21 protein-coding genes are annotated in these 23,236 nt (G+C 69.3%); 11 read left to right on the forward strand and 10 right to left on the reverse strand.

Annotated features, from left to right (window positions below):
- The first annotated feature begins 45 nt into the window (after nucleotides 1-45).
- A complete protein-coding gene (locus tag QHF83_RS04860; RefSeq protein WP_282416584.1) occupies nucleotides 46-1,755 on the forward strand; it encodes a radical SAM protein in 1,710 nt (569 codons plus the stop codon).
- Nucleotides 1,752-2,303, forward strand: a complete 552-nt coding sequence (locus QHF83_RS04865; protein WP_282416585.1) for a CAP domain-containing protein — start codon at nucleotides 1,752-1,754, stop codon at nucleotides 2,301-2,303. Before QHF83_RS04860 ends, QHF83_RS04865 begins: the two co-directional genes overlap by 4 nt.
- On the opposite strand, the gene QHF83_RS04870 is transcribed toward QHF83_RS04865, so the two are convergent.
- On the reverse strand, nucleotides 2,304-3,089 hold the full coding sequence (locus tag QHF83_RS04870) for a CBS domain-containing protein (RefSeq protein ID WP_282416586.1): 786 nt from the start codon (nucleotides 3,087-3,089) through the stop codon (nucleotides 2,304-2,306). It abuts the gene before it with no gap.
- Between the two features lie 70 nt (nucleotides 3,090-3,159).
- On the opposite strand from QHF83_RS04870, the gene QHF83_RS04875 reads away from it, so the two are divergent.
- The 3 genes from QHF83_RS04875 to QHF83_RS04885 all read left to right on the forward strand — a co-directional run bounded on the left by QHF83_RS04875 (nucleotide 3,160) and on the right by QHF83_RS04885 (nucleotide 5,522).
- Nucleotides 3,160-3,342 carry a hypothetical protein gene (locus QHF83_RS04875; RefSeq protein WP_282416587.1) on the forward strand — a complete coding sequence of 61 codons (183 nt, stop codon included), beginning with the start codon at nucleotides 3,160-3,162 and terminating at the stop codon, nucleotides 3,340-3,342.
- A gap of 250 nt (nucleotides 3,343-3,592) precedes the next feature.
- Nucleotides 3,593-4,054, forward strand: a complete 462-nt coding sequence (locus tag QHF83_RS04880) for a response regulator (protein WP_282416588.1) — start codon at nucleotides 3,593-3,595, stop codon at nucleotides 4,052-4,054.
- On the forward strand, nucleotides 4,023-5,522 hold the full coding sequence (locus tag QHF83_RS04885) for a CHASE3 domain-containing protein (protein WP_282416589.1): 1,500 nt from the start codon (nucleotides 4,023-4,025) through the stop codon (nucleotides 5,520-5,522). The genes QHF83_RS04880 and QHF83_RS04885 overlap by 32 nt, the downstream gene beginning before the upstream one ends.
- Here the strand turns inward: QHF83_RS04885 and QHF83_RS04890 are convergent.
- From QHF83_RS04890 to QHF83_RS04905, 4 genes are all read right to left on the reverse strand, one after another.
- Entirely contained in the window at nucleotides 5,519-7,144 is a 1,626-nt protein-coding gene (locus QHF83_RS04890) for a glycosyl hydrolase family 28-related protein (RefSeq protein ID WP_282416590.1), read from the reverse strand. The two genes, QHF83_RS04885 and QHF83_RS04890, sit on opposite strands and share 4 nt — an antisense overlap.
- Before the next feature lie 16 nt (nucleotides 7,145-7,160).
- Entirely contained in the window at nucleotides 7,161-7,865 is a 705-nt protein-coding gene (locus QHF83_RS04895; RefSeq protein WP_282416591.1) for a hypothetical protein, read from the reverse strand.
- Between the two features lie 80 nt (nucleotides 7,866-7,945).
- Nucleotides 7,946-8,803, reverse strand: a complete 858-nt coding sequence (locus tag QHF83_RS04900; RefSeq protein ID WP_282416592.1) for a response regulator — start codon at nucleotides 8,801-8,803, stop codon at nucleotides 7,946-7,948.
- A 232-nt stretch (nucleotides 8,804-9,035) separates the two neighbouring features.
- Nucleotides 9,036-12,533: a nitric oxide synthase oxygenase gene (locus QHF83_RS04905; RefSeq protein ID WP_282416593.1), complete on the reverse strand. Its 3,498-nt coding sequence runs from the start codon at nucleotides 12,531-12,533 to the stop codon at nucleotides 9,036-9,038.
- 115 nt (nucleotides 12,534-12,648) lie between these two features.
- Here QHF83_RS04905 and QHF83_RS04910 point away from each other — a divergent pair, with 115 nt between their 5' ends.
- Genes QHF83_RS04910 through QHF83_RS04920 form a run of 3 tightly spaced genes read left to right on the forward strand, consistent with a single transcriptional unit; the run spans nucleotide 12,649 to nucleotide 14,880 of the window.
- Complete coding sequence (locus QHF83_RS04910) at nucleotides 12,649-13,407, forward strand: alpha/beta hydrolase-fold protein (protein ID WP_282416594.1); 759 nt, start codon at nucleotides 12,649-12,651, stop codon at nucleotides 13,405-13,407.
- Nucleotides 13,408-13,456: 49 nt separating this feature from the next.
- On the forward strand, nucleotides 13,457-14,278 hold the full coding sequence (locus QHF83_RS04915; protein WP_282416595.1) for a hypothetical protein: 822 nt from the start codon (nucleotides 13,457-13,459) through the stop codon (nucleotides 14,276-14,278).
- Between the two features lie 23 nt (nucleotides 14,279-14,301).
- Entirely contained in the window at nucleotides 14,302-14,880 is a 579-nt protein-coding gene (locus tag QHF83_RS04920) for a DedA family protein (protein WP_282416596.1), read from the forward strand.
- On the opposite strand, the gene QHF83_RS04925 is transcribed toward QHF83_RS04920, so the two are convergent.
- The 3 genes from QHF83_RS04925 to QHF83_RS04935 all read right to left on the reverse strand — a co-directional run bounded on the left by QHF83_RS04925 (nucleotide 14,825) and on the right by QHF83_RS04935 (nucleotide 17,958).
- Nucleotides 14,825-15,709, reverse strand: coding sequence for a hypothetical protein (locus QHF83_RS04925; RefSeq protein ID WP_282416597.1), 885 nt, complete (start codon nucleotides 15,707-15,709; stop codon nucleotides 14,825-14,827). The two genes, QHF83_RS04920 and QHF83_RS04925, sit on opposite strands and share 56 nt — an antisense overlap.
- 225 nt (nucleotides 15,710-15,934) lie before the next feature.
- Complete coding sequence (locus QHF83_RS04930; protein ID WP_282416598.1) at nucleotides 15,935-16,708, reverse strand: hypothetical protein; 774 nt, start codon at nucleotides 16,706-16,708, stop codon at nucleotides 15,935-15,937.
- A gap of 41 nt (nucleotides 16,709-16,749) precedes the next feature.
- Entirely contained in the window at nucleotides 16,750-17,958 is a 1,209-nt protein-coding gene (locus tag QHF83_RS04935) for a hypothetical protein (RefSeq protein ID WP_282416599.1), read from the reverse strand.
- Between the two features lie 106 nt (nucleotides 17,959-18,064).
- Between QHF83_RS04935 and QHF83_RS04940 the strand changes: the two genes are divergently transcribed.
- Nucleotides 18,065-19,801, forward strand: coding sequence for an aldehyde dehydrogenase family protein (locus QHF83_RS04940; RefSeq protein WP_282416600.1), 1,737 nt, complete (start codon nucleotides 18,065-18,067; stop codon nucleotides 19,799-19,801).
- A 92-nt stretch (nucleotides 19,802-19,893) separates the two neighbouring features.
- Nucleotides 19,894-21,081, forward strand: a complete 1,188-nt coding sequence (locus tag QHF83_RS04945) for a PAS domain-containing protein (protein WP_282416601.1) — start codon at nucleotides 19,894-19,896, stop codon at nucleotides 21,079-21,081.
- A gap of 9 nt (nucleotides 21,082-21,090) precedes the next feature.
- On the opposite strand, the gene QHF83_RS04950 is transcribed toward QHF83_RS04945, so the two are convergent.
- Both QHF83_RS04950 and QHF83_RS04955 read right to left on the reverse strand, forming a co-directional pair.
- Nucleotides 21,091-21,600, reverse strand: coding sequence for a hypothetical protein (locus QHF83_RS04950; protein ID WP_282416602.1), 510 nt, complete (start codon nucleotides 21,598-21,600; stop codon nucleotides 21,091-21,093).
- A 128-nt stretch (nucleotides 21,601-21,728) separates the two neighbouring features.
- Complete coding sequence (locus tag QHF83_RS04955) at nucleotides 21,729-22,508, reverse strand: enoyl-CoA hydratase/isomerase family protein (protein WP_282416603.1); 780 nt, start codon at nucleotides 22,506-22,508, stop codon at nucleotides 21,729-21,731.
- 87 nt (nucleotides 22,509-22,595) lie between these two features.
- Between QHF83_RS04955 and QHF83_RS04960 the strand changes: the two genes are divergently transcribed.
- A complete protein-coding gene (locus QHF83_RS04960; protein ID WP_282416708.1) occupies nucleotides 22,596-23,225 on the forward strand; it encodes an HTH domain-containing protein in 630 nt (209 codons plus the stop codon).
- Nucleotides 23,226-23,236 lie beyond the last annotated feature (11 nt).

Raw genomic sequence — 23,236 nt, forward strand, 5'->3', positions numbered from 1 at the left:
CAGGAGGGACCTCCCGCGCGGCGCGGATTCGCGTATGGTGGCCAAGTGGTTTCCGTTCCCGTGACGTTCTTCTACCGGCCAGAGCGGCCCGTGGCGTTCGTTTCGCTCTGCGGGGAATGGTCGGCGTTTCGCCCGACGCCCATGGCGCGGCGCGACGGCGGGTCGTTCGAGGCGACGATCGAGGCGGCGATCGGGGTGTACGAGTACAAGCTGCACGTCGAGGGCGCGCGCTGGGAGCTCGATCCGGACAATCCGCGGACGCGGGCGCGGGGCGGGCTGCGGAACAACGTGCTCGTGGTGGGCGGCGCGGAGGAGCCGATCCTGCACGCGCCGGTGAGCCCGTTCGTGGCCGTGGAGGAGGACGGGCGGCTTTGCATTCGCGCGGCGCTGCGTCGTGGGCGCGGAGAGGGCCTCGTCGTGCGGTGGGACGAGGGTGCAGGGGCGCGCGAAGAGGCGATGCGGGTCGCGGCGGAGGAGGACGAGCACGTCGTGTTCGAGGCGCGGCTGCCGGCGTCGGCGCGGCGTGTTTCGTACGTGTTTCGATTGGAATCGGGGCGGCTCGTCGGGCGCGCGGGCGGGGCGGGACAATGGTTTTCGATTTCGCGGCCGGAGGCGCCGAGGGGCGCGGGGCGGAGCGAGGGCGCGGCGGGCATTTCGATCGAGGGGAATGCGGGGCCGGAAGCGTCCAGTGATGCGTTTCGCGCGGGGCGCGTGGTCGCGCCGCTCCCGGTGCGGCTTTACGTCACCGTGACCGAGCGGTGCAACCTGCGTTGCGCCCATTGCATCACGGATGCGCCGGAGAAGACGCGGAGCGGGAGCGCACGGACGATGCAGCCGTGGCTGCTCGACGCGCTGCGGGAGCCGTTCGCCGCGGCCGATTACGTGGGCTTCGTGCACGGCGGCGAGGCGATCGTGGCGCCGATCTTCCCGGAGGTGCTCGCGACGATCCAGAGGGCGCGCGCAGGTCGTCCGGGCCGCACGGACGTGCATTTGCTGTCGAATGGAATGATGCTCGACGAGGCGCGGTTCGACGCGCTCTGTGATCTCGGTCTGACGAGCCTCTCGATTTCGCTCGACGGCGCGACGCCGGCGACGAGCGACGGGCTCCGGATCGGCGGGCGGTTCGCGACGATCGTGAAGAACGTCGAGGGCATGCTGCGGCGCCGCGCGGCGCGCGGGGTCGACGTGCGGATCGGGATCTCGGCGGTCGTGACGGCTTCCAACGTGGACGAGTTGCCCGCGCTCGGGAGGCTTTCGGCTTCGCTCGGGGTCGATTGGCTGAAGGTCGAGGAGGTTTTTCCGTGCACGCCGCGGGCGCAGGTCGAATGGATCGATCCGCGGGGCGAGCGGATCTCGCGCGCCGTCCGTGAGCTCGGCTCGATCCTCGCGCCCACGGGGGTCGTGCTCGTGGACCATCTCGATCCCCGCGGCGATTGTCCTTGTGTCGCCGGCGACGACCCCGCGTTGCGTGGTTTCCGCGCGGCCGACGATTTTGCGAATCGCGCACGCTTCCTGACGTGTCGCATGGAATGGGAGCAGGCGTGCATCGACCCGGACGGCACGGTGCATCCCGTGGCGTACGAGGCGCCCGCGATCGGCTCCGTCGCGTCTTCGTCGTTCGTTTCGATCTGGAACGGAGAGGTGATGCAGGACCTGCGTCGCGTGGCGCTTTCCAGGACCCCCGCGCCGATTCGGTGCGCGTGTCCCGAGGTGGCTTGCGCCCCGGCGGCGCGGCGTGCAACGATCGGCCCATGAAGCGCTTTTCACCTTTCTATGGGCTCGTCTTCGTTTCTTTCCTCGTGGCGGCCGCGGGCTGCTCCGACGACGAAGGATCCGGCGACAGCGGGGGCAACACGAATGCCGGCGAGCCGGCCTCGATGCAAGGGATCACCGAGGCCCACAACGCGGCGCGCGCGTCCGTCGATCCGCCGGCCCCGGAGCCGCTGCCGCCCCTCGTCTGGTCGCCGGAGCTCGCCGCCGTCGCGCAGGCGTACGCGGAGAACTGCGTATGGGAGCACAGCTCGAACGACTACGGCGAGAACCTCTACGCCAGCTCCAATAGCTCGACCGCGGAGAAGGTCGTCTCGAACTGGGTGTCCGAGAAGGCCGATTACATCTACGAGTCGAACGAGTGTTCGGCCGTGTGCGGCCATTACACCCAGGTGGTCTGGGCGAAGACGACGAAGCTCGGCTGCGGCATGGCGAAATGCAGCAAGGGCTCGCCGCTCGGCGGGGGAGACTGGGAGTTCTGGGTCTGCAACTACGATCCGCCCGGGAACTTCATCGGGCAGAAGCCGTATTGATCAGGTCGCGGCGAGGACACGGGCGAAATCGAGGCCCGTGATCACGCCGACGAGCTCGCCGTTCTCGAGCACGAGCACGCGGCGCGCGCGCGACTCGAAGGCGTGCGCCGCCGCGCGGTAGAGCGGCGTCTTCACGTGCTGCGTGAGGATGCCGTAGTTCATCACGTCCTCGACCTTCGTCGAGGGATCGAGGCTGCGCGCCGCGAGGGCCTCGACCTGCGTGAAGACGCCGACCGGATGGCGATATTCGTCGACGATCACGAGGCCCGTCACGTGCGCGCGATCGAGCCGCGAGGTCGCCTCGGCAATCGTGGCCGTGAGGGGGAGCGAGATCACGGGCTTCGTCATCACGTCGCCGATCGATCCTTCGAGGCGGAGCGCGCGCACGGAGGAGAGCACCTCCTCGATGCTGAAGACGCCGACGAGCTTGCCCGCCTCTTCGACGTACACGCGATGCACGCGTTCGTCGGCCATGACACGCGCGGCCGCCGTCACGGGCGCGTTCGGCGAGACCGTGATGACGCCCTTGTGCATGTGATCCGAGACGGGCTCGGTGGGCAGGTCGATCGGCTGGATGCCCGCGAGCGAGGCCGGTTGCAGGCGGCCGATGCGCAGGAGGTCCGTGAGCGAGACGACGCCGATCGCCTTGCCCGTTTCATCGACGACGGGCGCCGACGAGATGCGTCGCGACGCGAGCAAGAGGTAAGCCTCATCCACGAGCGTGTCGGGCGTGACCGACAGCACGGGGGATTTCATCAGCGTCGAGACGAGAAGGGGCGTGGTCATGTGGGCGGCGCCTGGCAAGACGTTTGCCAAGTCATATACATGGCGCACGTCCCGCTTGTCGAGCCCCTTCGTGCAACCTTTGCGTGATGCGTGCAACGGTTGCGTTTCGCCGGCGGCGCCGAGGCCATCGAGGTCGCGCGGCGGTCGTGCCACGATCTTCATCGATTTCATCGCGGAGGAGTCGATCGAGGAGGTCTCCGCCTGCAACTTCCGCCTCACGCCGATGCTCATCTTGAAGGACGACGACTCCTGATCTCGAAAAGGTGTGTCCCGGTACCGCCCGGCGCCCAACAAAGCTTGACGAAACCCCGGGAATCTCGAACCGTCAGAGATTCGCCGCATCCCCGACCAGTCAATCGGGAACATTCTTACTGCGAATTCGCCGACGAACGCGTAACGTAGATAATCCTGGTGTGCTCTGCTATGCGGACCAGGGCGCCGCGTAACATATGGCAATGCCGCTGTGGGCTTCGGCACCACGGTGGCATTCAGGAGGAATGCCTTTGGAACGCGTTCGGGTCCTCGTCATCGATGACGACGCAGCTTTCGGTTTGGCCGCGGCTCGACAGCTGGAAGAAGCTGGATTCGCGGCGCGCTTCCACCGCGGACCGTTCGGTTGCCTGCAGGCCATTCGCGACATGCGATGTGATGCCGTCGTGCTCGACGTCAATATGCCGACGCTCGACGGGCCGCTCGTGCTACGGATGATCCGCGACGCGGTCGGAATGGGGACGACCCGCGTGCTCCTGTGCAGTAACATGGAGGCAGAGCCGCTCGCGCGGCTCGCGGCGATATCGGGCGCGCACGGCTCGTTGACGAAACGAGCCATCGATGCGGAGCTCGTACCGAGCATCCGCGCGATGCTCGGCACGACGCTCGCGAGATCGGCCCAAGCCGCGAGGCGAGCTCGAGAGCGGTCGGAGGATCGGACGCATGGCAGGGTCGAGGACCTGGACAGTAGGTAAGCAATTCGGCGCGGCCATCGCGCTTCCCCTGGTTTTTCTGGTTCTCATCGGTTCGTACGCCTATACGACCACGCAGCATCTGCTCGTGGCCACGGGCGCCGTCGCGCATACACGTGAGGTCCTGACCGCGCTCAGCCATACGCTCTCCGCATTCCAGGATCTGGAGACGGGTCAGCGTGGCTACATCATCACGGGCAACGAGACATTTCTCGAGCCGTACCAAAAGGCGAGCCAGGACGTCGACGCAGACGTCGCCGAGGTCGCGCGCCTGACCGGCGACAACCAGCGGCAGCAGCAGCGTCTCGGGGACTTCGCGCCGCTCGTGGAGCGGCAGAAACGTTATTTCGCGGGCACCATCGAGCTCCGCAGGCGCGAAGGGGTCGAGGCGGCGGTGAAGGTGGTCTCGACCGGCGACGGCAAACGCACGATGGACACCATTCGCCGGCACGTCGACGAGATGATCAACGAAGAGCAGGCGCTCCTGCTCACGCGGACCGCCGCGGTGGACGAGCTCGTGCGTTCGTTTTCAGCCGTGCTCGTGGGCGCGTGTCTCCTCGCATTCCTCGTGGTGAGCGGCGTGGGCGCGGGCCTCGGCCGGTCGCTGAGCCGAAGGATCGGGGCCGCCGCCGCGCGCATGCGCTTGGCCGCCCGCGAGCTCGAGGCCGCGGCGACCCAACAAGCGAGCTCGACGAACGAGCAGGTCGCGACCTCGCAGCAGGTGTCGGTGACGATCCGCGAGCTCACTGTCACGTCGCGTCAGATCGCCGAGAGCGCCGTCCAGGTGAGTCGTCTCGCCGAGGACACGTCCTCGGCCGCGCGGGGCGGTGACGAGACCGTGACGGCGGCGCGCGAGACCGTCGAGGGGACGCGCAAGCGGGTCGATCAGGTCGTCACGCACATGGTGGGCTTGAATCAGCGATCGCAGGAGATCGGGGGCATCGTGGACATCATCCGCGAGCTGGCCGAGCAGACGAACATCCTCGCCATCAACGCGACGATCGAGGCCGTGGGCGCGGGTGACGCGGGGCGGCGCTTCGGCGTGGTCGCGGACGAGATCCGGAAGCTCGCCGATCGCGTGGCCGGCGCGGCGCGGAACATCCAGCACCTGGTCGAGCAGGTGCGAGGCGCGACGAACGCGACCGTCATGGCCACGGAGGACGGCGCGAAGTCGGTGGAGGCGAGCACGCGCAGGTTCACGGACGTGGGCACGAGCTTCGAGCGCATCCGCACGTACGTGGTGGACACGGCGCGGTCGTCGCGCGAGATCGAGGCGAGCACGCGGCACCAGACGACGGCGATGGAGCAGGTGAACCAGGCGATGCTGTCCGTCTCGGAGGCGGCGCGCGAGGTGCAAACGAGCGCGAAGCAGACGCTGCAGACGGCCTCGGAGCTGTCGAACGTGTCCGAGGAGCTTCTGCGCCTCGTGCACGCGGACGAGGGCAGCCGGAGAGCGCTCGCGGAAGCTTAGCGAAGGCGGCGGAGGAGCTGATCTTCGTAGAGCGAGGGCGGGTCGAGCGTGTCGCCCTCGTCGAGGGCCTCGACCCAATCGACGGGCATCGTGCCTTCACCCATCGGCAGCGGCGACTCGGTGGTGACGAAGAGGCCCTCGGTCCCGATGACGTACCCCGTGCCGAACTGGAGCGAGCGGAGCGCGCCCTTGCCGCGGCTGTTCCAGAGCACGTTCTCGGTGCCCGTGTGCCCGGCGCCGGTGCTCTCGTCGCCGCGGTTCACGATGGAGAAGCCATCGTCGAAGGTCGAGGCGTCGATGAGGTTCGCGGTCGCGAGCGAGTGGTGGAACTCGGACAAACCCGTGAAGCCCGAGGCGTTCATGTCGGTGAGCGACTTGCCGTTGCGGCTCTGGATGCGCAGAAAGACGCAGCCCGTCGTACCGAAGCCCCAGTTCTGGATGAAGTTGTGCCGGCCGCCGTCGCCCTCGCTGTCCGCGACGAGGATCTCGTTCGAGCGCCGGATCTCCAGGAGATAGCCATTGCCGCCGCCGCCGCGGTTCTGGGCGAGGCCGAGCGAGACGCGCTCGACGGTGACGCGCGTGGCCTCTTCGAGGAGGATGCCGCCCGAGGCGAGGTGCGCGCCGCTGCCCGGTCCCTCGGCGGGCGCCGCGGGCGAGGGGAACGAGGCGACGTCCTTGATCCAGCAGTCGACGACGCGCCGGAGGTCGATCGCGTGCACCTGCGACTCGGCCCAGGCCTCGGCCCAGGAGACGGCGTTCGACACACCGAGCGACTCGACGCCGCACTCGCGGACGAGCCCCGTGACGCGGCGCAGACTCGCCCCGTCGCGGAGCTTCGCCGGATACCGGAGCGGCACGTCGAGCGTGATCCGGTGCGGCGTCTGGGCCTTGTCGACGGCGACGACGGTGCGGCGGAAGAAGGGCTGCCACGTGTCGTTGAAGGCCGTCCACGTGCCCGTCATGCCGTGCTCCTCGATGAAGGCGGGCGTGATGGAGAAGCCGAGGAGGACGTCGTCGCCGGGCGCGAGATCCTCGGCGTTTTCTACCTCGACGACGTCGGCGCGCGAGCTCGCGTCTGCGGCGAGCGGGAGCTCGAGGTTCGGCTCGGCCTTGCCCACGAAGGCGAGGTGCGCGTCGTAGCTCATGCCCGCCGATCGCGTGAAGTGGAGCCGCGACTTCGTGGGGCCCGCGCCGCGCAGGACGACGCCCGACGCGGCCACGACGAGCTTGTCGTCGATCCGATAAAGGCCCTCGGGGAACGTGACGATCCCGCCGCCTTGGGCCGCGGCCTCGTCGATGGCGGCTTGCACGGCCAGGGTCGCGTCGGTCTGTCCGGTGGGATCGGCGCCGCGCGTGACGACGTCGAAGGTCGGCGCGGCCGCGGGCGCGCCGGGCGGGGCTTCGGCGTGGTGGTAGCCCGCGTACGAGAAGTCGTGGAGGAAGTGGCCCTCGGCGTCCGTGAAGGAGGGCGCCCAGTCCTCGGGGTAGAGGGCGCTGCGAAAGGAGGACGGGCCGGCGTCGCTGCCCGCGTCGGGCGCGGGCGGCGCGGCGGCTCCGGGGGGCTCGTCGCTGCACGCGGCGAGGCAGGGGAGCAAGGCGAGCAAGCCGAGGAGCGGGCGCATGGACGCCCAGGATAGATCAGGACGCCGGGACGAACGCGCCCGCGATGGAGGCGGCGATCGCGACCGTGACGGGGATGGTGAAGTTATCGTCGAGGCGCGAGGAGACGAGCTCGGCGATCGCGCCCGCGGCTGCGCCGGCCGTGGCGATGAGCAGCATCGCGGGGAGCGGCAGGCCGTGGAAGGCGAGCGTCGCGAGCGCGGCGAGCGTGCCGACGGCGAAGAAGCCGAGCGTGCCTTCGAGCGAGCGGTTCGCGAGGATCTTCGTGCGCCCGATGCGCCGGCCGATGAAGCCCGCTGCCGGGTCGGCGAGGCCGAGGACCACGACCCCGAGCTCTGCCGCCTGGAAGGGCGCGAAGATCGACAGGCCGACGAGGGCCGTGAGGTACCAGGTGGACGAGTTGACCCGGTGCCGCTCCATCGGGTGGGCGACGCGCGAGAAGAACCGCATGAGCCGCTCGTTGACGGCCGGGCTCAGGCGCCTTGCGATTTCGCAGGACCAGGCCCACGTGGCCAGCGATGCGCTCGCGGCGATCAGCCAACCGCGGCTCGGCACGATGCGGAGCATGACGAGCGCGAGCAATGCCGAAGCGATGTGGAAGAGGCTGCGCGTCCAGTTTTCGGGCCGGGTGGGCGGCGCGGGCGCCGGCGCGGGCACCGAGGGAAAGGGTACCGCGGGAAGCTCGATGTCGAGCGCGGTCGGATCGACGGTGGACTTGGACAAGGCAAACGAAGGCTACCCGCCACCCTCGCCCACGAGTTTCAGCTTTCTGTCATTTCGGTGAGGGTGAACCCACGAATGGTTCAGGCGCCTCGCGCGAGTCGACGCACGGCGTCAATGGTGGCGATCGGAATTTTGCTGCTCGACGACACGGAAGACGGGGCGTCCTCGACCAGCCTGCGCATCATGACTTCGGCCACGGTGCCCGGCTCGATCGTGCGAGGCATGACCAGCGCGGAGGCGACGGCCGAATTGCGCTTCGCCGCCGCCACGGGGGGCCACGTGGCCGAGGGTGAATCGTCGAGCACGATCATCGGCACGCCGTTCGGTTGCTTCGAGCGGAGGAGGCCGAGCACACGGAGGAAACATCGCCGGTCGACCACGGCGCCGTCGACGTTCGCGCCTTCGAGGTCGAGGAACTGCGCGGCCTGGTCGACGCTCTCCAGCGCGACGACGTCGCAGCCGTGACCGATGCGCAGGACCTTCTCGAGCGCGTCGCGCAAACCGGGGTCGGCGTCGACGACGAGCACACGCCAGGCGCGCGGGGCCGACTCCGTCTGCGTGTTGCCGGTGAGGACGTGGGCGCGGCTTATCAGGAAGGATTTCGAGTGGGGTTTGCCCACGAAATCGTCGGCGCCCACGCCGAGGCCACGCAGTCGCGAGCCGAACCGCGCGTCGCTGGAGAGGAGCATGACGGGCAGGCGCTCGAGTGCCGGATCACGACGGATTTCGCGCAGAAGGTCGATCCCGTCCCCGTCGGGCAGGAGTAGGTCGAGGATGGCGAGGTGGAACGGGTCGCGCTCGCGGTACTGCGCGAACGCGCGGCGCGCGGCGTCCAGCGTGGGTACGGGCGTGACGCGGAAACCAGCCTCGCGGAGCTCCGCAGCGATGACCATGCGAACCGTGGTGCTGTCATCGACGAGAAGGACGTGCGGAGCCATTGACGCTGACCTCCCGGGGAATCGTACCCCAGCAAGCAGCCTACATGGTTTTTGACCCTTGCATAGTCTGTCTTGACACGTCTACGAAACAATGCGCAGGAAACCTACGCCATTCCATTGACAATCCCGTCGGGTAACCCCCTCATGCGCCGAAATGCTGCTGATTTGTGGCCCATGCTAGTGCGATGAAGCATGTCCCCGTCAGAAATTCGTCATCCGTAATGGCGGATGATCAGCCGAGCGGCGCCCAGGGCTTCGGCTGATAGAAGAGGTTCGGCTTGAGCATGACGTCGGGGTGGTGGTCTTCATCCATGTGGAACACCGACGTCGCGCTGCCGCCGATGGGCGGGACGATCCAGCTCCAGCGCATGTGCACGCAGCGGCCCTGGCCTTGTTCGGTCTGGGCAAACTGCACGAAATCCTCGGCCGCCGTGTGGTGGTCGACGATCTTGACGCCCGCGCGCTCGAACGAGTGAACGACGGCTCGCACGAGCTCGACCTGCGCGCGGTCGCGCCAGAGCGAGGAGGCGCGCTGCGTGTCGAGGCCGAGCCGCTCGGCGATCGCGGGCAGCATGTTGTAGCGATAGGGATCGCTGAAGTTGCGCGCGCCGATCTCGGTCGCCATGTACCAGCCGTTGAAAGGCGCGGCCGGGTACCTCACGCCGCCGATGTCGAGCAAGAGCTCGGAGACGGCCGGAAGCGCGTACCAGCGGAGCCCGAGCGAGGCGAACCACGGCAGATCGGGGTGCACGAGCGGCACCTCGCGCACGACGCGCCGAGGGATCTCCATCCAGCGCGGCTCGCGGCCGGGCAGTTGCAAGATGAGCGGGAGCAGGTCGAAGCGCGTGCGCGGCCCGCCTTTCCAGCCGAGCCCGAGCGCCTTCGTGGTGAGCTCGACATTCGCCGGATCGCCGGTGACGGTGCCGTCCGGGTTCGGGTAGCCCGCATATCGCAGGAGCTGACCGTTCCAGATGCGAGGACCCACGCCGGCGCGATTCGCCGGGGCGAGCACGGTCATCATGGCGCGCAGATTGCCGCCGTGCGTGGCGAGCTCGATGTGCTCGACGAGGGCCGAGAGGATCTCGTCCTCGTCCGTGAGATGGCGCATGTCGCGCACTTCGAGCCCGTTCCAGAAGAGGCGACCGATGCAACGGGTGGAGTTGCGCCAGGCGAGCTTCGCGCCGAAAGAGAGCTCGTCGTAGGTCTGGACGTAGGAGCCTGAGCGTTCGAGCTCGGCGGAGACCTGGGCCCATCGCACCTCGAAGGCCCGTGGCGCACCTTTCTCCCGGTAAAACTGGGCGAGATAGGCCCGCGCCTCCTCGGCGACGCCCGTGTCCTGCCCCGCGACGATCGGTGGAATGACGCCGATCCCGTCCTCCCGGTGGGTGCCGTGCGCGAAAGGACAAACGCCGTCCGTGCGTGATTTCGAGGAAGGCGCCGGCGTGGACGGGGGCGGCGGCGGGACGCTCGGCGGCGTCGAGGGAGGCGGCGCGGCGGGGTGCGCGGAGGAGCCCGGCGTATAGGAGATGTTGACGTCCGGCGGGGGTTTCGGCAGCAGGCTCACGGGAAAGGAAGGCGGCAGATGCAGCGGCGGCACGTGCACGGAGGGGGGCACGAGGGTCGCGGGCGCGAGCAAGGAGGGCCTGCGGCCAGGCTGCGCGACGACGACGCTGCCCGCGATGAACTCCTCGATGTGGAGGTGCGTATCGAGCACGCCCTGTTCGAGCAGGAGCTGGCTCATCGCGCGGAGGTAGGGGATCGGGCCGCAGAGGAACCATTCGGCGTCGGGATGGGCGTCGACGAGCGACGCGACCTCGGCGGCGCCGAGCCGGCCCCAGACCTCGGTGAAACGAATACGCGCCGTGACGTTCGGGCACGTGGCGGCGAGCGCGTGCAGCTCGTCGGCATAAGGCGCCGAGGCGGGGCTGTGCGCCGAGTAATCGACGTGCACGCGGCGCGAGCCTCCCTTCTCGCGGAGCGCGCGGCACGCGGCGATCGCGGGCGTCACGCCGATGCCGGCGACGAGATACACGACCGGGCGATCGTTCGGCGGCATCGTGAAATGGCCGCCGGGCGCGGAGACGCGGATGAGCGCGTCGTCGGGGCGGCGCTCGAAGAGCCAGGTGGAGAACACGCCGCCCGGGAGCCGCTTGACCGTGATCTCGTAATGGCCGCTCGAGGTGGGCGCCGAGAGCGTATAGGGCCGCTCGATGAAGCGGCCGTCGACCTCGGCCTGGATCACGATGTGCTGGCCCGGCTCGGCGGGCAGGACCTCGCCGTCGCGGGGGACGAGGCGGAAGGCGCGCACGCCCGGACAAACGTCGATGGCGGAGACGATCTCGGCCGAGGTCCAGGCGCTCTTGCCGAGCATGTCGGCGATGCGGGGCAGGCACGCGCCGCACGCGCTGCCGGCGCGGGTGCGGTCGCGGATGGCCTCGGGTGTATTGCAGCCGGCGAGGATGGCGCGGCGGAGGTCGCGCCGGCGCACGCGCATGCAGGTGCAGACGATCTCGTCGTCGGGGCGGAGCGAGGGCGGCGATTCGAGGTCGATGGAGCCCGTCTCGGTGAACGCGGCGCATTGCCACGGCGAAAGCGAGCCGCCTTCGAGGGCGAGCGCGAAGAGTTTTGGCAGATCGACCCAATCGCCGCGGGCGGTGAACGAGAGGATGCGGCCATCGTCGGGCGTGACCACGATTTCGCGTTCGAGGCCGCGGCGCGCGTCGACGAACCGATATTTGCCGCGCTCGTCGGGCGGACCCTCGAGCCCTGGCTCGCTGACGGCGAGGTGGTGCAGCTCCTCGCCCGGGACGTGGGAGGCGACGGCGTGGCGGCCGCGGGGCAGGTGATACAGCGACGTGATGCAGGGTTTGCCCAGGAACCGGCCCGCGAAGATGGTGACGAATCCGCGGTGGGGCAGCTCGTACACGCTCTCCAGGCTGTCGAAATACTCCCGCAGCTCGGCCGAGCGTTCGAGGATCGCGAGGAATCGATCGCCGGGGACGCGGAAGGCCGTGACGGGTTCGTCGGCGAGGGCGGTGGCCGCGCGGGCCTCGCGGCGCAGGAGGCCCCGCTCGCCGACGCAATGGCCGGCCTCGATGCGCGAAAGGAGCTGGGGGCGCCCGCCTTTCTCGGCATAGATGCCGACGGCCCCCGAGATGACGACGTATACGGCGTCGGCAGGCTCGCCTTGATAAAAAAGCGCCTCGCCGCGCTCGTACGTGACGAGCGTGGCGCCGAGGCCGTCTTGTTCGGGGCCCTCGGACCCGCCGAGGTCTTTCAGCGCTCGAAACAGGCTCGATTGCTGCACGAGCCGGTCGCGGAGCTGCTCCTCGCCGAGGCGCACGAGGGCCTCGCGGCGAGGGTGATCGGCCGGCAGGGCATTGCGGAAATCCTGGGCGGCGATGCGGGCCACGGCGACGGGGCCCGTCGCGCGCACGGTGGCCGCCCTTCGCCCGCCCGCCCGGCCGAGCAGGGCTTGCTCGCCGAAGAGCGCGCCGGGTTCGAGGCGCGCCAGCCGGATCACGCCGCCGCCCGGCCGCGCGCCGAAGACCTGGCAAATACCCTCGACAAGGACGAAGGCCGCGTCCCCGATTTCACCCTCCCGCACGATCTGTGCGCCGGATTCGTACCGCTGGACCACGATCCGCTCGAGCAGGGCGTTCGTCGCGTCCTGCCCGAGGCCTTCGAGCAGGCCGGCCTCGCGGATCAAGCCTTCGACTTCGTGGCTCATTATCGCGTCCCTTACCATCCATGCGCGCGGCCTCGCAAGACCGCCGAAAATGTGGGACAACACCGCGCCTTCGCGCGTCGCGAGTGTGTCCTGTTCGCGCGATCTCGATGACCTCATGTCCGAACCCAACGTTCATCTCCTCGGCCCGTTCCACGTCCCCGGCCTTTCGGCGCGCCACGTGCGCGTGTACGTCCCGCCGCGACGCACGCCGGGCAAGCCGCCCGTGCTCTACCTTTTCGACGGGCAGAACCTCTTTCACGACGAACCCTCGTTCGCCGGCGGCTGGCACCTGCACGACGTCGGGGCGCGGCTCGCGGCCCGCGGCGAGCGCGTGCCCGTGATCGTGGGCATCGACCACGGCGGGCACGAGCGCATCGAGGAGCTCTCGCCGTTCCCCACGAAAAGTGGCCCCGGGAGGCTCGAGCTTTTGCTCGACTGGATGCGCGAAGGGCTCGGGCCCCAGATCGAACATCATTTCGGCGTATCCACGGATCCGGCCGACACGGGCGTCGGCGGCTCCTCGATGGGCGGCCTCGCCGCGCTTTACGTGCACCTCCGCGCGCCCGATCGGTTCGGCCTGGCGATGAGCATGTCGCCTTCTCTCCAGATCGGGCAGGGCGCGATCTTCGACTGGATCGATTCGCAGCCGCGACCGCGCGTCTCGCGCATTTACCTCGACGCAGGCGCGCTCGAGGCGGGCGGCGGCCTCTTGCGGGCGGCCGAGCGCCTCGCGCACAGGCTCGTCCAGCGCGGCTACGATCCCCATTCGCTCAAGTTCGTCGCGGCAAAGCGCGGCGCCCACAACGAAAAGCACTGGCGGCGGCGGGCGCCCGGCGCGATTCGATTCCTCTTCGGCCGGAAGTGGCGCCGCTGATCGTATTTCCCCTTGCCGGAGGTGCCTTTCGCCGGTATCGGAGAGCCTCATGCGCTCCGCCTGCTTCGCCTCCATCCTCGTCGTCCTTGCCTTCGCGTCGCCCGCGTTTGCCCAGGCCATCCCGGGCCCGCCCGATGCGCCCGCGGCGCCGCCCGGCGCCCCGCCCACGCCGGGGCAGGACCCGGCGTCGCCCAAGGTGCCCGAGGCCGCCGAGCCCACGGCGCCGCCGTCCGGCATGGCCAAACCCGAAGAGCCGCCGCCTCCCGCGCCGCCGCCCGCGGCGGAGCCGGCCAAGGAGCCCGCGCAGGCGCCGGGGAAAGGCACGCCGCGCATTCACATCGAGGCGGATCGGCCGGGGGTGAAGCTCCTGCGCATCTCGGGGGTGGTCTCGGACCGGGCGGGCGAGGGGATCTTCGTGCGCACGGCGTGCGAGGCGCCTTGCGACCGCATCGTGGACGGGCGCAAGAATCAGGTCTTTTTCTTCGGCGCCGACGGAATGGTGCCGTCGCGAGGGTTTCTCCTGTCGAACGTGGGCGGCGACGTCGTGGCGCACGTCGACGGCGGGAGCTTCTTCGGCAGGCAGCTCGGGTTTCTTTTCGGCGGCTTCGGCGGCGCGGCCGTCCTCGGCGGCGTGATCATGCTGGGCATTGGGTACAGCGCCGACGGCGCGACGCTGAACAACGAGGGAAAGGTGACCCAGGGGGAAAACAGAGCGCTCACGACGGGCGGCTTCTTCACGCTCGGCGCGGGCGCGTTCATGGTGGCCACGGGGATCACGCTCGTCCTCTTGAACAAGACGGACATCAAGCTCGTGCAAGCGACGCCGAAATCGGCGGGCGTGCGGCTTCAAATGGGGCGCATCGTGTTCTGAGCGGGTGACGCCACGGGGGGGACGTGGAACATCTGATCGAGACGTACGGGTACGTCGCCGTGCTGATCGGCACGTTCTTCGAGGGGGAGACCGTGGCGATCCTCGGGGGCTTCGCGGCCCACCAGGGGCATCTCCGGTATTTGCTGGTCGTGCTGATGGCGTTCGTCGGGTCCGTCCTCGGGGACCAGTCCGCGTACTTGCTCGGCAGGCGTTATGGGCGATCCTTCGTCGATCGGCGTCCGAAGCTCGCGCCGCACATCGCGCGGGCGACGTCGCTCCTGGAGCGGCACCCGGTCTTGTTCATGTTCGGGTTCCGCTTCCTTTATGGTCTTCGCAACGTGGCGCCGGTCGCGATCGCCCTGAGCCGCATTTCGATGGCCCGTTTCCTCGTGCTGAACGTGCTCTCGGCGGCGGTGTGGGCCGTGCTCGTCACGGGGCTCGGGTATCTGTTCGGGCAGGGGGTCGAGGCGGCGTGGGGAAAGCTCCACGCGTGGGACGAGCGGCTGGCGATGGGCGCGGTGCTCGCGGCGATCTCGGTGTTCGGGTTCAATCTGCTGCGGGAGCGGGTGCAGAGGCGGCAGACGGCTTCGCGGGGGCGCTGAGGCGGGGCGGGAAGCGCAGGGCGAGGTAGACGACGCTGAAGAGCGCGAAGGCGAAGACGGGGAGGTTGCGGGAGAGGTAGGTGGGGGCGTACGCCGTGCCATAGGCGTCGCCGTAGAAGCTAGCGATCGTGAGCCGCGTGAAATTGTCGAATGCGACGAGCGTCGAGCCGACGAGGCTCAGCCATACGAAGAACGGCCACCTCTTCCATAGGCTCGCCACGAAGGCGCAGCCCAGCAAAACCACCACCAGCGCTTGGACGAGGAGCTCGGAGCATGAATGCGGGCACGGGTCATCCTCTGTCAAGTGTATCCAGAAGTCGGGCGCAATATCGATCGCGATGGCCGCGGCGACGAGGAGGACGCCGCCTTGAAGCAGGCGAAGCGCGAGGGGGACGGGCGCTCGGCCCGAACATTCGGGAACATCCGGCGGGTACCTGCGGGAGAGGTAGACCAGGATCGACGTCGAGAGCGTGACGCTCAGAAGATTCCAGGCATGATATTCCAGATGATTGCTCGAATAAAAATACGAACTTGGTAGAGCCCTCTCCAGAAAAAAACAGAGCGCGCCAAATGCACTGATGGCTCGGTTGACGATGACGAGCAAAACGAAGGTACGAAAGTGGCCGCGCCACCCCGCCACGCACGCGCCCCCGATGAGCGGCAGCAGGACGAGGTGGTAAAGCATGTGGAAGGGGGGGACCGGGTCCCATGCATCAGGCATTCGCCAGGTGCGGACCACGGAATAGACCCCGAGCGGGACGAAGACCGTGAAGAGCCGGCGCAGCCAGAGGAGGTCCCTCGGCGGTGATGTCCGGTTGTGATGGGTCATGAGCTTACCCCTGAAAAATGTGAGCAGGAAAGCCTAACGGCCTCCCGATCAGGTTGAAACCACTTTAGAACGCCCGATCGGCCTCCCTGCGTCCCCTTTCAGGCTCGCTCCGGAGACCTCCCGGCCTCCCGGGAACGCCCTCGAAGCTGCGCCACCCACCCGATCGGCCTCCTCGCGCCCCTTGCGGAGGCTTCCAGCAGACCGATCGGCCTCCGCGGCCGCCCTTCACCCGTTCCCGGCAGACCCCCCGGCCTCTTCGACCGCGCTTCCACCCGAAGGCCGCTTCTGCGTCGCCTCTCGGAACGCGTCGATCGGCCGCAGCGCCGTCCGGGCCCGCGCGATTGTCGCCGGCTCGTCTCGCTCCACCGTGGCGAGCACCTTCGTCGCGTAATCGACGAGCTCTTCCCCCATGGCGCGCACGTGCTCGCCGAGATCCTCGGTCAGCGTCGCTTCGCGCTGGAGCAGACCCGCGACCATTTTCCCATAAGCGACGTGCTGCGTCCGCACGTTGTCGAGGAACTCCTTGCCCGCGATCCGGTCGATATCGGTCGCGAATCCCTCGCCGTCGATGCGCCGGAGCACGGACTCCGCGATGGCATATTGCTCCGGGTAGGACTCCGTCAGGAACGAGAGGCCGCCCTCGCCGAACAGATTCGCGAGGATCTCGCTCGCGCGTCGCGCGTCCGGATACGTGGCCTCGGGCAGCAGCGCATAGGACTGGAGCCGCCCGCGCAGCGCGCTCCATGAATTGTCGCCCGCACGGTCGATGGGCCGCGAATCCTCGTCCGTTCCCTTGCCGAGCGCCTTCTTGCGCGCCGTATGCGCGACCTGCGCGGCCTCGGCCGTCTCGACGAGCCGCTTGGCGGCCTTTTTCACGGAGGAAGGCATACCCGCCGGGCACGCCTCCGCGAGGACGCGGGACAAGGTGATACCCCCCTCGACGGTCATGATCGGGGCGCGGGCGTAAAGAGCGGGATCCAGGGAGGAGGATTGGGACATGTGAGCCCGCTTAACACGGATGGCGGGCAGGGGGAAGGGGGTCAGAACGTCACGCCGAGCCCGAACGTCCCGAGGATCTGGATCGCGCCTTCCTTGTCGTAAAACGTCACCCCCACGCTCGGGAAGCGTGGATCCTTCGACTCCGCAATCACCGTGACCGGATCGGCCAGCGCCACGCCGATGCCGATGCCGCCGGACAGCGAGAATCCGCCGTCGCGCGAGAAGACCGTGGTGTTGCCGATCATGCCGCCCAGGATCATCGAGCTGACGTTTTGCGTTTTCGACACGTTCGTGAGCTGCGGGTGCGTCACCGTCGCGTCGAAGCTCTCGTAGCCGACGTGGCCCTTCAGCCAGAAGCCGCGCAGCGCCTTGCCCTCGAAATACACGCCGATGTCGCCGGCGAGGGCCCAGCCGCTCGCGTCGAGGTTTTCCGTCGGCGAACCCCAGATCCACGTCGGCGAGATCTGCAGCGCGATCGGGCCCCAGACGGCCACCTCCGCCTCGAAGCTCAGGCGCCGGAAGAGCAAATCGAACGGGTTCACGCGGGCCGACCAGCGACAACATTTCGGGGGCGGCGGCGGAGGCGGCGGCGTCGGGCCCGTGCCCGCGCCCGCGGCGTTCGGGTACCCGGCCGGCGGCGGATACCCTTGCGGATAGCCCTGCGGATAGCCTTGCGGGTACCCCTGCGGGTACCCTTGCTGCGGATATCCTGGTTGCTGTTGGGGATACCCCGGCTGCTGCTGCGGGTAGCCGGGTTGCTGCTGCGGGTAGCCGGGCTGCTGTTGGGGATATCCCGGTTGCTGCTGCGGGTAGCCCGGTTGCTGCTGCGGGTAGCCCGGCTGTTGCTGCGGATACCCCTGCGGATATTGTTGCGGATATCCCGGTTGCTGCTGCGGGTAGCCCGGCTGTTGCTGCGGATACCCTTGGGGATATTGCGGCGGATATCCCGGTTGCTGCGGAGGATACCCCGGCTGCTGCGGCGGGTAGCCCGGCTGCTGCGGCGGCGTGCCCTGCGGCGGTTGTCCTTGCTGCGGCGCGCCCTGCTGCGGCGCTTGTCCTTGCTGCGGCGCTTGTCCTTGCTGCGGCGGCGTGCCCTGCTGCGGCGGTTGCGCCTGCTGCGGCGGAGCTGTCGGGAGCGCGGTCGGGGCCGGCGCGGTGGGGGCGGGCTGCTGCGCCGACGCGGCCGCGGTCACGCTGAGCGCCGTTGCGACCGTCGCGAGCAAGATCCAGGGCGAAGAACGAAGTGCCATCGTCTGCGAATGTACCGGAGCCGCGCCCCGCGCGCCACGACACAAGCACCGCTCCAGCGCGTTCGGGTCGAATCCCTCCGCCGCCTGGGCTACCCTCGCCACCCCCATGAGCGTCAGCGTCGCCGAAGACCGCCCTCTGTCCCGCGTGGAGCCGAGCCACGCAGACCTCGACCGCGCCCTCGCCGAGCTCGGCGACAGCGCCCGCGCCTTCGCGCGTTTGCCCCCGCGGGACAAGGCCCGGCTCCTCCGCGAGGAGGTGCTGCCCCGCGTCGAGGCCTCCGCCCTGCGAATGGTCCAGGCGAGCTGCCACGAAAAAGGCATCGACGCCGCCGCCCCCATCGCCGGCGAGGAGTGGCTCGCCGGCCCCTGCACCATCGCGAGCAACGTCGCCGCGCTCGCCGACGCCCTCGACCAGATCGCCACGCGCGGCGCGCCCCGCCTGCCGTTCCGCGCCGTCCGCGAAGAGGACGGCCGCACGAAGGTCCGCGTCTTCCCCATGCGAGGCTCGGACGGCGCGCTGCTCTCCGGGTTCACCTGCGACGTGCACCTCGAGCGAGGCGTGCGCCGCGCCGATGTCCGCGCCGAGCAAGCCACGTTTTACCGGCAAGCGGATCCCGAGGGCGGCGTCTCCCTCGTGCTCGGGGCCGGCAACGTCGCGAGCATCGGGCCGATGGATACGCTGCACACCCTCTTCAACGAGGGTCGTGTCGTCGTCCTGAAGACGAGCCCGGTCAACGCCTACCTCGGCCCGATCCTCGAGGACATGCTCGCGCCCTTGATCTCGCGCGGGTTCGTGCGGATCGTGCACGGCGGGCCGGAGGTCGGCAGCTACCTCGCGTCGCACCGGCTGGTCTCGCACGTGCACATCACGGGCTCGCAGCACACGCACGACATCATCGTGTGGGGCAAACCCGGCTCGGAGCAGGACACGCGGCGCGCGGCGAACGATCCCGTGCTGAAGAAGCCGATCACCTCGGAGCTCGGCAACGTGAGCCCCGTCGTCGTCGTGCCCTACCTCTACGCCGAGGACGAGCTCTGGTTCCAGGCGCGCAGCGTCGCGACGCAGATCGTCAACAACGCCTCGTTCAACTGCAACGCCGCGAAGATGCTCGTCCTCGCCCGCGGCTGGGCGCAGCGCGATCTGTTCCTCGACAAACTCCAGCAGGCCCTCGGCGAGGTGCGCCCGCGGAAGGCGTATTACCCGGGCGCGGAGCAGCGCCACGCCTCGCTCGTGAAGGGGCACGACCGCGTGCGGTTCATCGGCGAGGCGAGCGCCGGCACGTTGCCCTGGACGATGATCACCGACCTCGACGCCGCGGATCCGCGCGAGCCCCTCTTCTCCACCGAGCCCTTCTGCGGCATCGTCAGCGAGGTCTCGGTCGGCTCCGACGACCCCGCCGAGTTCCTCGCGGCCGCGACGCGATTCTGCAACGACACCCTCTGGGGCACGCTCTCCGCGTCGATCGTTTGTCCAAGCATTCTGGAGGAAGATCCCGTCGTCGGCGCCGCGCTCGAGCGCGCCATCGACGAGCTCCGTTATGGCGCCGTCGCCGTGAATCACTGGCCCGGGCTCGTGTACGGGACCGTCACGGCCCCGTGGGGCGGTCATCCGAGCGTGACGCTCGCCGACGTGAAGAGCGGCATCGGCTTCGTTCACAACACGGTGATGCTCGGGCGTATCGAGAAGGCCGTCCTCCGCGGTCCGCTCAAGACGTTCCCGCGGCCGCCCTTCTTCTACGATCACCGCAACATGGCCGTCACGGCGGAGCGGCTGCTCCGGTATTACGCCCGGCCCGGATGGGGGCGTCTCCCGGCCGTCGCAATGGCAGCGCTGCGCGGTTGACGCGTTCCCGTCACGCACGATTTCTCCCAGGTTGGTCTTGACCCGGGCCGACCCCAGGGCTCTGATGGATCTCGGACCCGCCTGCGTTTTGCATGACGATGCACCGAGATCCCAGCGCCGAGCGTTTCTTCCGGTTCCAGTCCGCTCCTTGCATCGAGGTCGATTTCGACGGAGCGATCGTGGCCGCGAACCCGGCGTTTTGTCAGGTCGCCGGGCGGAGCCAGGACGAGCTCCAGGCGGCGGGCCTCGCCGCGCTCTTCGCGCCCGACGCCCGCGCGGAGGTATCGGGGGCGCTCACGCGCGGGGCGGCGCGGGATGTCGTCACGTTCGATTTGCCACTCGTGCGACCGGAGGGGGAGCTTCGCTGGCTCGAATGGCGCGGCGTCACCTTCCCCGAGCATCGGGTTTTTCGCATTGTCGCGCACGACGTGACCGCGCTCTGGCGCGCGGAGGCGGAGGCGCGGGAGCGAGAGCGGTTCCTCGGCACGCTCCTCGGCAACCTCCCGGGGATGGCCTACCGGTGTCGAAACGATCTGCATTGGAGCATGGAGTTCGTGAGCGCGGGCTGCGAGGCCGTCTGCGGGTACGGCGTCGACGAGATGGTCGACAATGCGACGATCTCCTGGGGCAACCTGATCCACGCGGAGGACCGGGGCGGCGTCTGGGAAGACGTGCAGGCCGCGCTCGACGCGGGCGCGCACTACCATCTCAAGTACCGGATCCGCACGAAATCGGGCGAGGAGCGGTGGGTGGAGGAGCAGGGGCGGGGCGTGTTCGACGCGTCGGGCGTGCTCCTCGCGCTCGAAGGGTTCGTCACGGATGTGACCGTGCGCATGCTGGCGAAGCGGGAGCTCGAGGACAAGCTCCGCGTGATCGCCGAGCAAAAGGAGCAGATCCAGCACCTCTCGCTGCCGATCATCGAGGTCTGGGACGGCGTGATCACGCTCCCCGTGGTGGGTATGCTCGACGATCCGCGCGCCGAGCGGATCATGCAGGGATTGCTCGATACCGTGGTGCGGACGCAGAGCCAGCAGGTGATCATCGATCTCACGGCCGTGGAGGAGGTCGACGGGGCCGTGGCCGAGCACATCGTGCGGATCCTGCGGGCCGTGCAGCTCCTCGGCGCCGAGGGCGCGCTCTCGGGCATTCAGCCGAAGGTGGCGCAGGCGCTCGTCTCGCTTTCGGCCGACCTCGGCGGCGCGCGCACGTGGCCGGACCTGCGCGCCGCGCTCCGCGCCAGCATGCGCGTGCCGGCGCGGAGTGCGGGCGCGAAGCGGTAACGAGCATCGTCAGCGCCCGCGATCGATCCGCACCCGCACCGTCGGAATGAAATGGCGCGACACGTCGCGCCCCGTGGTGAACGCGCCCGGCCGCTGGACGAGGATATTCGTGTACTGGACGCGGGCGAGCTGCGCGTAGGAGCCTCCCGGGCAATCGATTTCGGGGATGTGATCCTGGAGGCGCAGCGTGAGCGTCGTGCGCACGTTGCCGTCGAAATCGGCGCGCGCGAAGAGCTCGTCGTCGACCGCGATGATCGCGAGGCGCTGGCCGCGCGGTCCGCCGAGGGGCTGGCCGCGGTGATCGACGCAGACGAACGTGGCCAGCGCGCGGGCCGATCCGATGTAGCCGACCTCGGAGCGCTGAGGCAGGAAGATCTCGGAGATATCGAGCGAGAGGTCGCCGAGCTCGTCGATCGTCGCGTCGTCGATGGACAGGTTCATGGCTGCCGCCTGGCCGGCGCCGAGCGCGACGGCGGCGCCCGAGAGCACGGCGAGGGCCGCTCCCAGCGTACGTTTCATGATGCTTCCCCCTTGTCGAATGGAACGGAACCCCTGTTCCGTCCGGTGGCATTGCCCATCCGGCCATGCAAGAGGGCGGCCGTCCGCGCGGCCCGGGCAGATTCGAGGGAAACGCGAGAATCGCGGAATCAGCGACCGGAGAACGCCGGTTTTCTTTTCTCGCCGGCGGCGCGGAGACCTTCGCCGAGATCCTCGCTCGCGTAACTGACGGCCTGCTCGTAGGCCTCGAGGTCGAGGGCCTTGGCGAGCGCGCCGCGGTCGATGCCGAGGGAGCGCCTGAGCGCGCGCACCACGAGCGGGGCCGATTCGGCGATCTGGGCGGCGAGCTCGGCGGCGCGGGGGCGCACGCGATCGCCGGGGAGCGCTTCGAGGGCCATGCCCCAGGCCGCGGCGTCGCGGCCCGTGAAGCGGCGGCCGGTGAGCAGGAGCTCCGCGGCGCGCTCGGCGCCCACGCGGCGCGGCAGGAGGTACGTCGCGCCCATGCCGGGGTGCAGGCCGAGCGACGCGAAATTCACCGCGAGCCGGCTGTCCTCGTCGACGATCACGAGGTCGGCCGCGAGCGCGACGCAGAGCCCCGCGCCGATCGCCGGCCCTCGTACGGCCGCGACCACGGGCACGTCGAGCTCCGTGATCGACAGATACCGGTGGTAAAACCCGAGCATGAAGGCCCGCGCCTCCGCGAAGCTCGCGGCGCGCAGGCGCTCCAGCATGGAGAGGTCGCCGCCCGCGGAGAACGCGTCTCCCGCGCCCGCGAGCACGACGGCGCGGATGGAGGCGTCACGCGCGATCTCGCGCACGCGCGCGGCGAGCGCGTCCCCGAGCTCGGGGCTCATGGCGTTTTTTCGGCGTGCGTCGTCGAGGACGAGCGTGGCGACGGCGCCGTCGCGTTCGAGGTGGACGTCAGGCATGCGAGCCCTCTAACACGATAGAACATGCACCTGGTGTGCAAAAAACTACTTGCACTCGGAGTGCAGATAGGTAGAGTCGTCCTCGTGATGCACGCCAAGGAGCCCGCCGCGCAGACGCAGGCCGATGGGCGCCACGCGCGGGCCGAGCGCACGCGTGAGGCGATCGTGGAGGCTCTGCTCGCGCTGCTCGGGGAGGGGGTCCTGCGGCCTTCGGCCGAGCAAATCGCCGAGCGCGCGGGGGTGTCGCGGCGGGCGATCTGGAACCATTTCACCGACCTCGACGATCTGCTCGCGTGCGCGGCGCGGCGGCGGATGGAGACGGTCATGCCGCTCTGGCCGAAGCTCCCGCGAGACGGGACGGCGGCGGATCGGGCGCGGGCCGTCGCCGAGGGGGTGGGTCGGTTCCACGAGCACGTCGCGCCCGTGCGCCGCGCGGCCGTGCTGTTCGCGCCCGACGTGGCGTTCCTCGCGGGGCAGCTCCGCGAGGCGGCGCGCATGCACAGGGCCGCCATTCGCGCGGTGTTCGAGGCCGAGATCGAGGCGGCGTCCGAGGAGACGCGGGCGGTCTTGCTCGCGGGGCTCGCGGCGGCGGCGAGTTTTTCGATGTGGGAGGAGCTCCGGAGGAACCAGGAGCTCTCGGTGGACGAGGCTACCCGCGCCGTGCGGATCGAGCTCGAGGGAATGCTCGAGCGCGCGGCGGGGAATCAGGAGCGGTGAAGGAGGAGAAC

Origin of the sequence: Polyangium sp. 15x6 (assembly GCF_029960785.1) — a bacterium.
Lineage (GTDB): Bacteria > Myxococcota_A > Polyangia > Polyangiales > Polyangiaceae > Polyangium.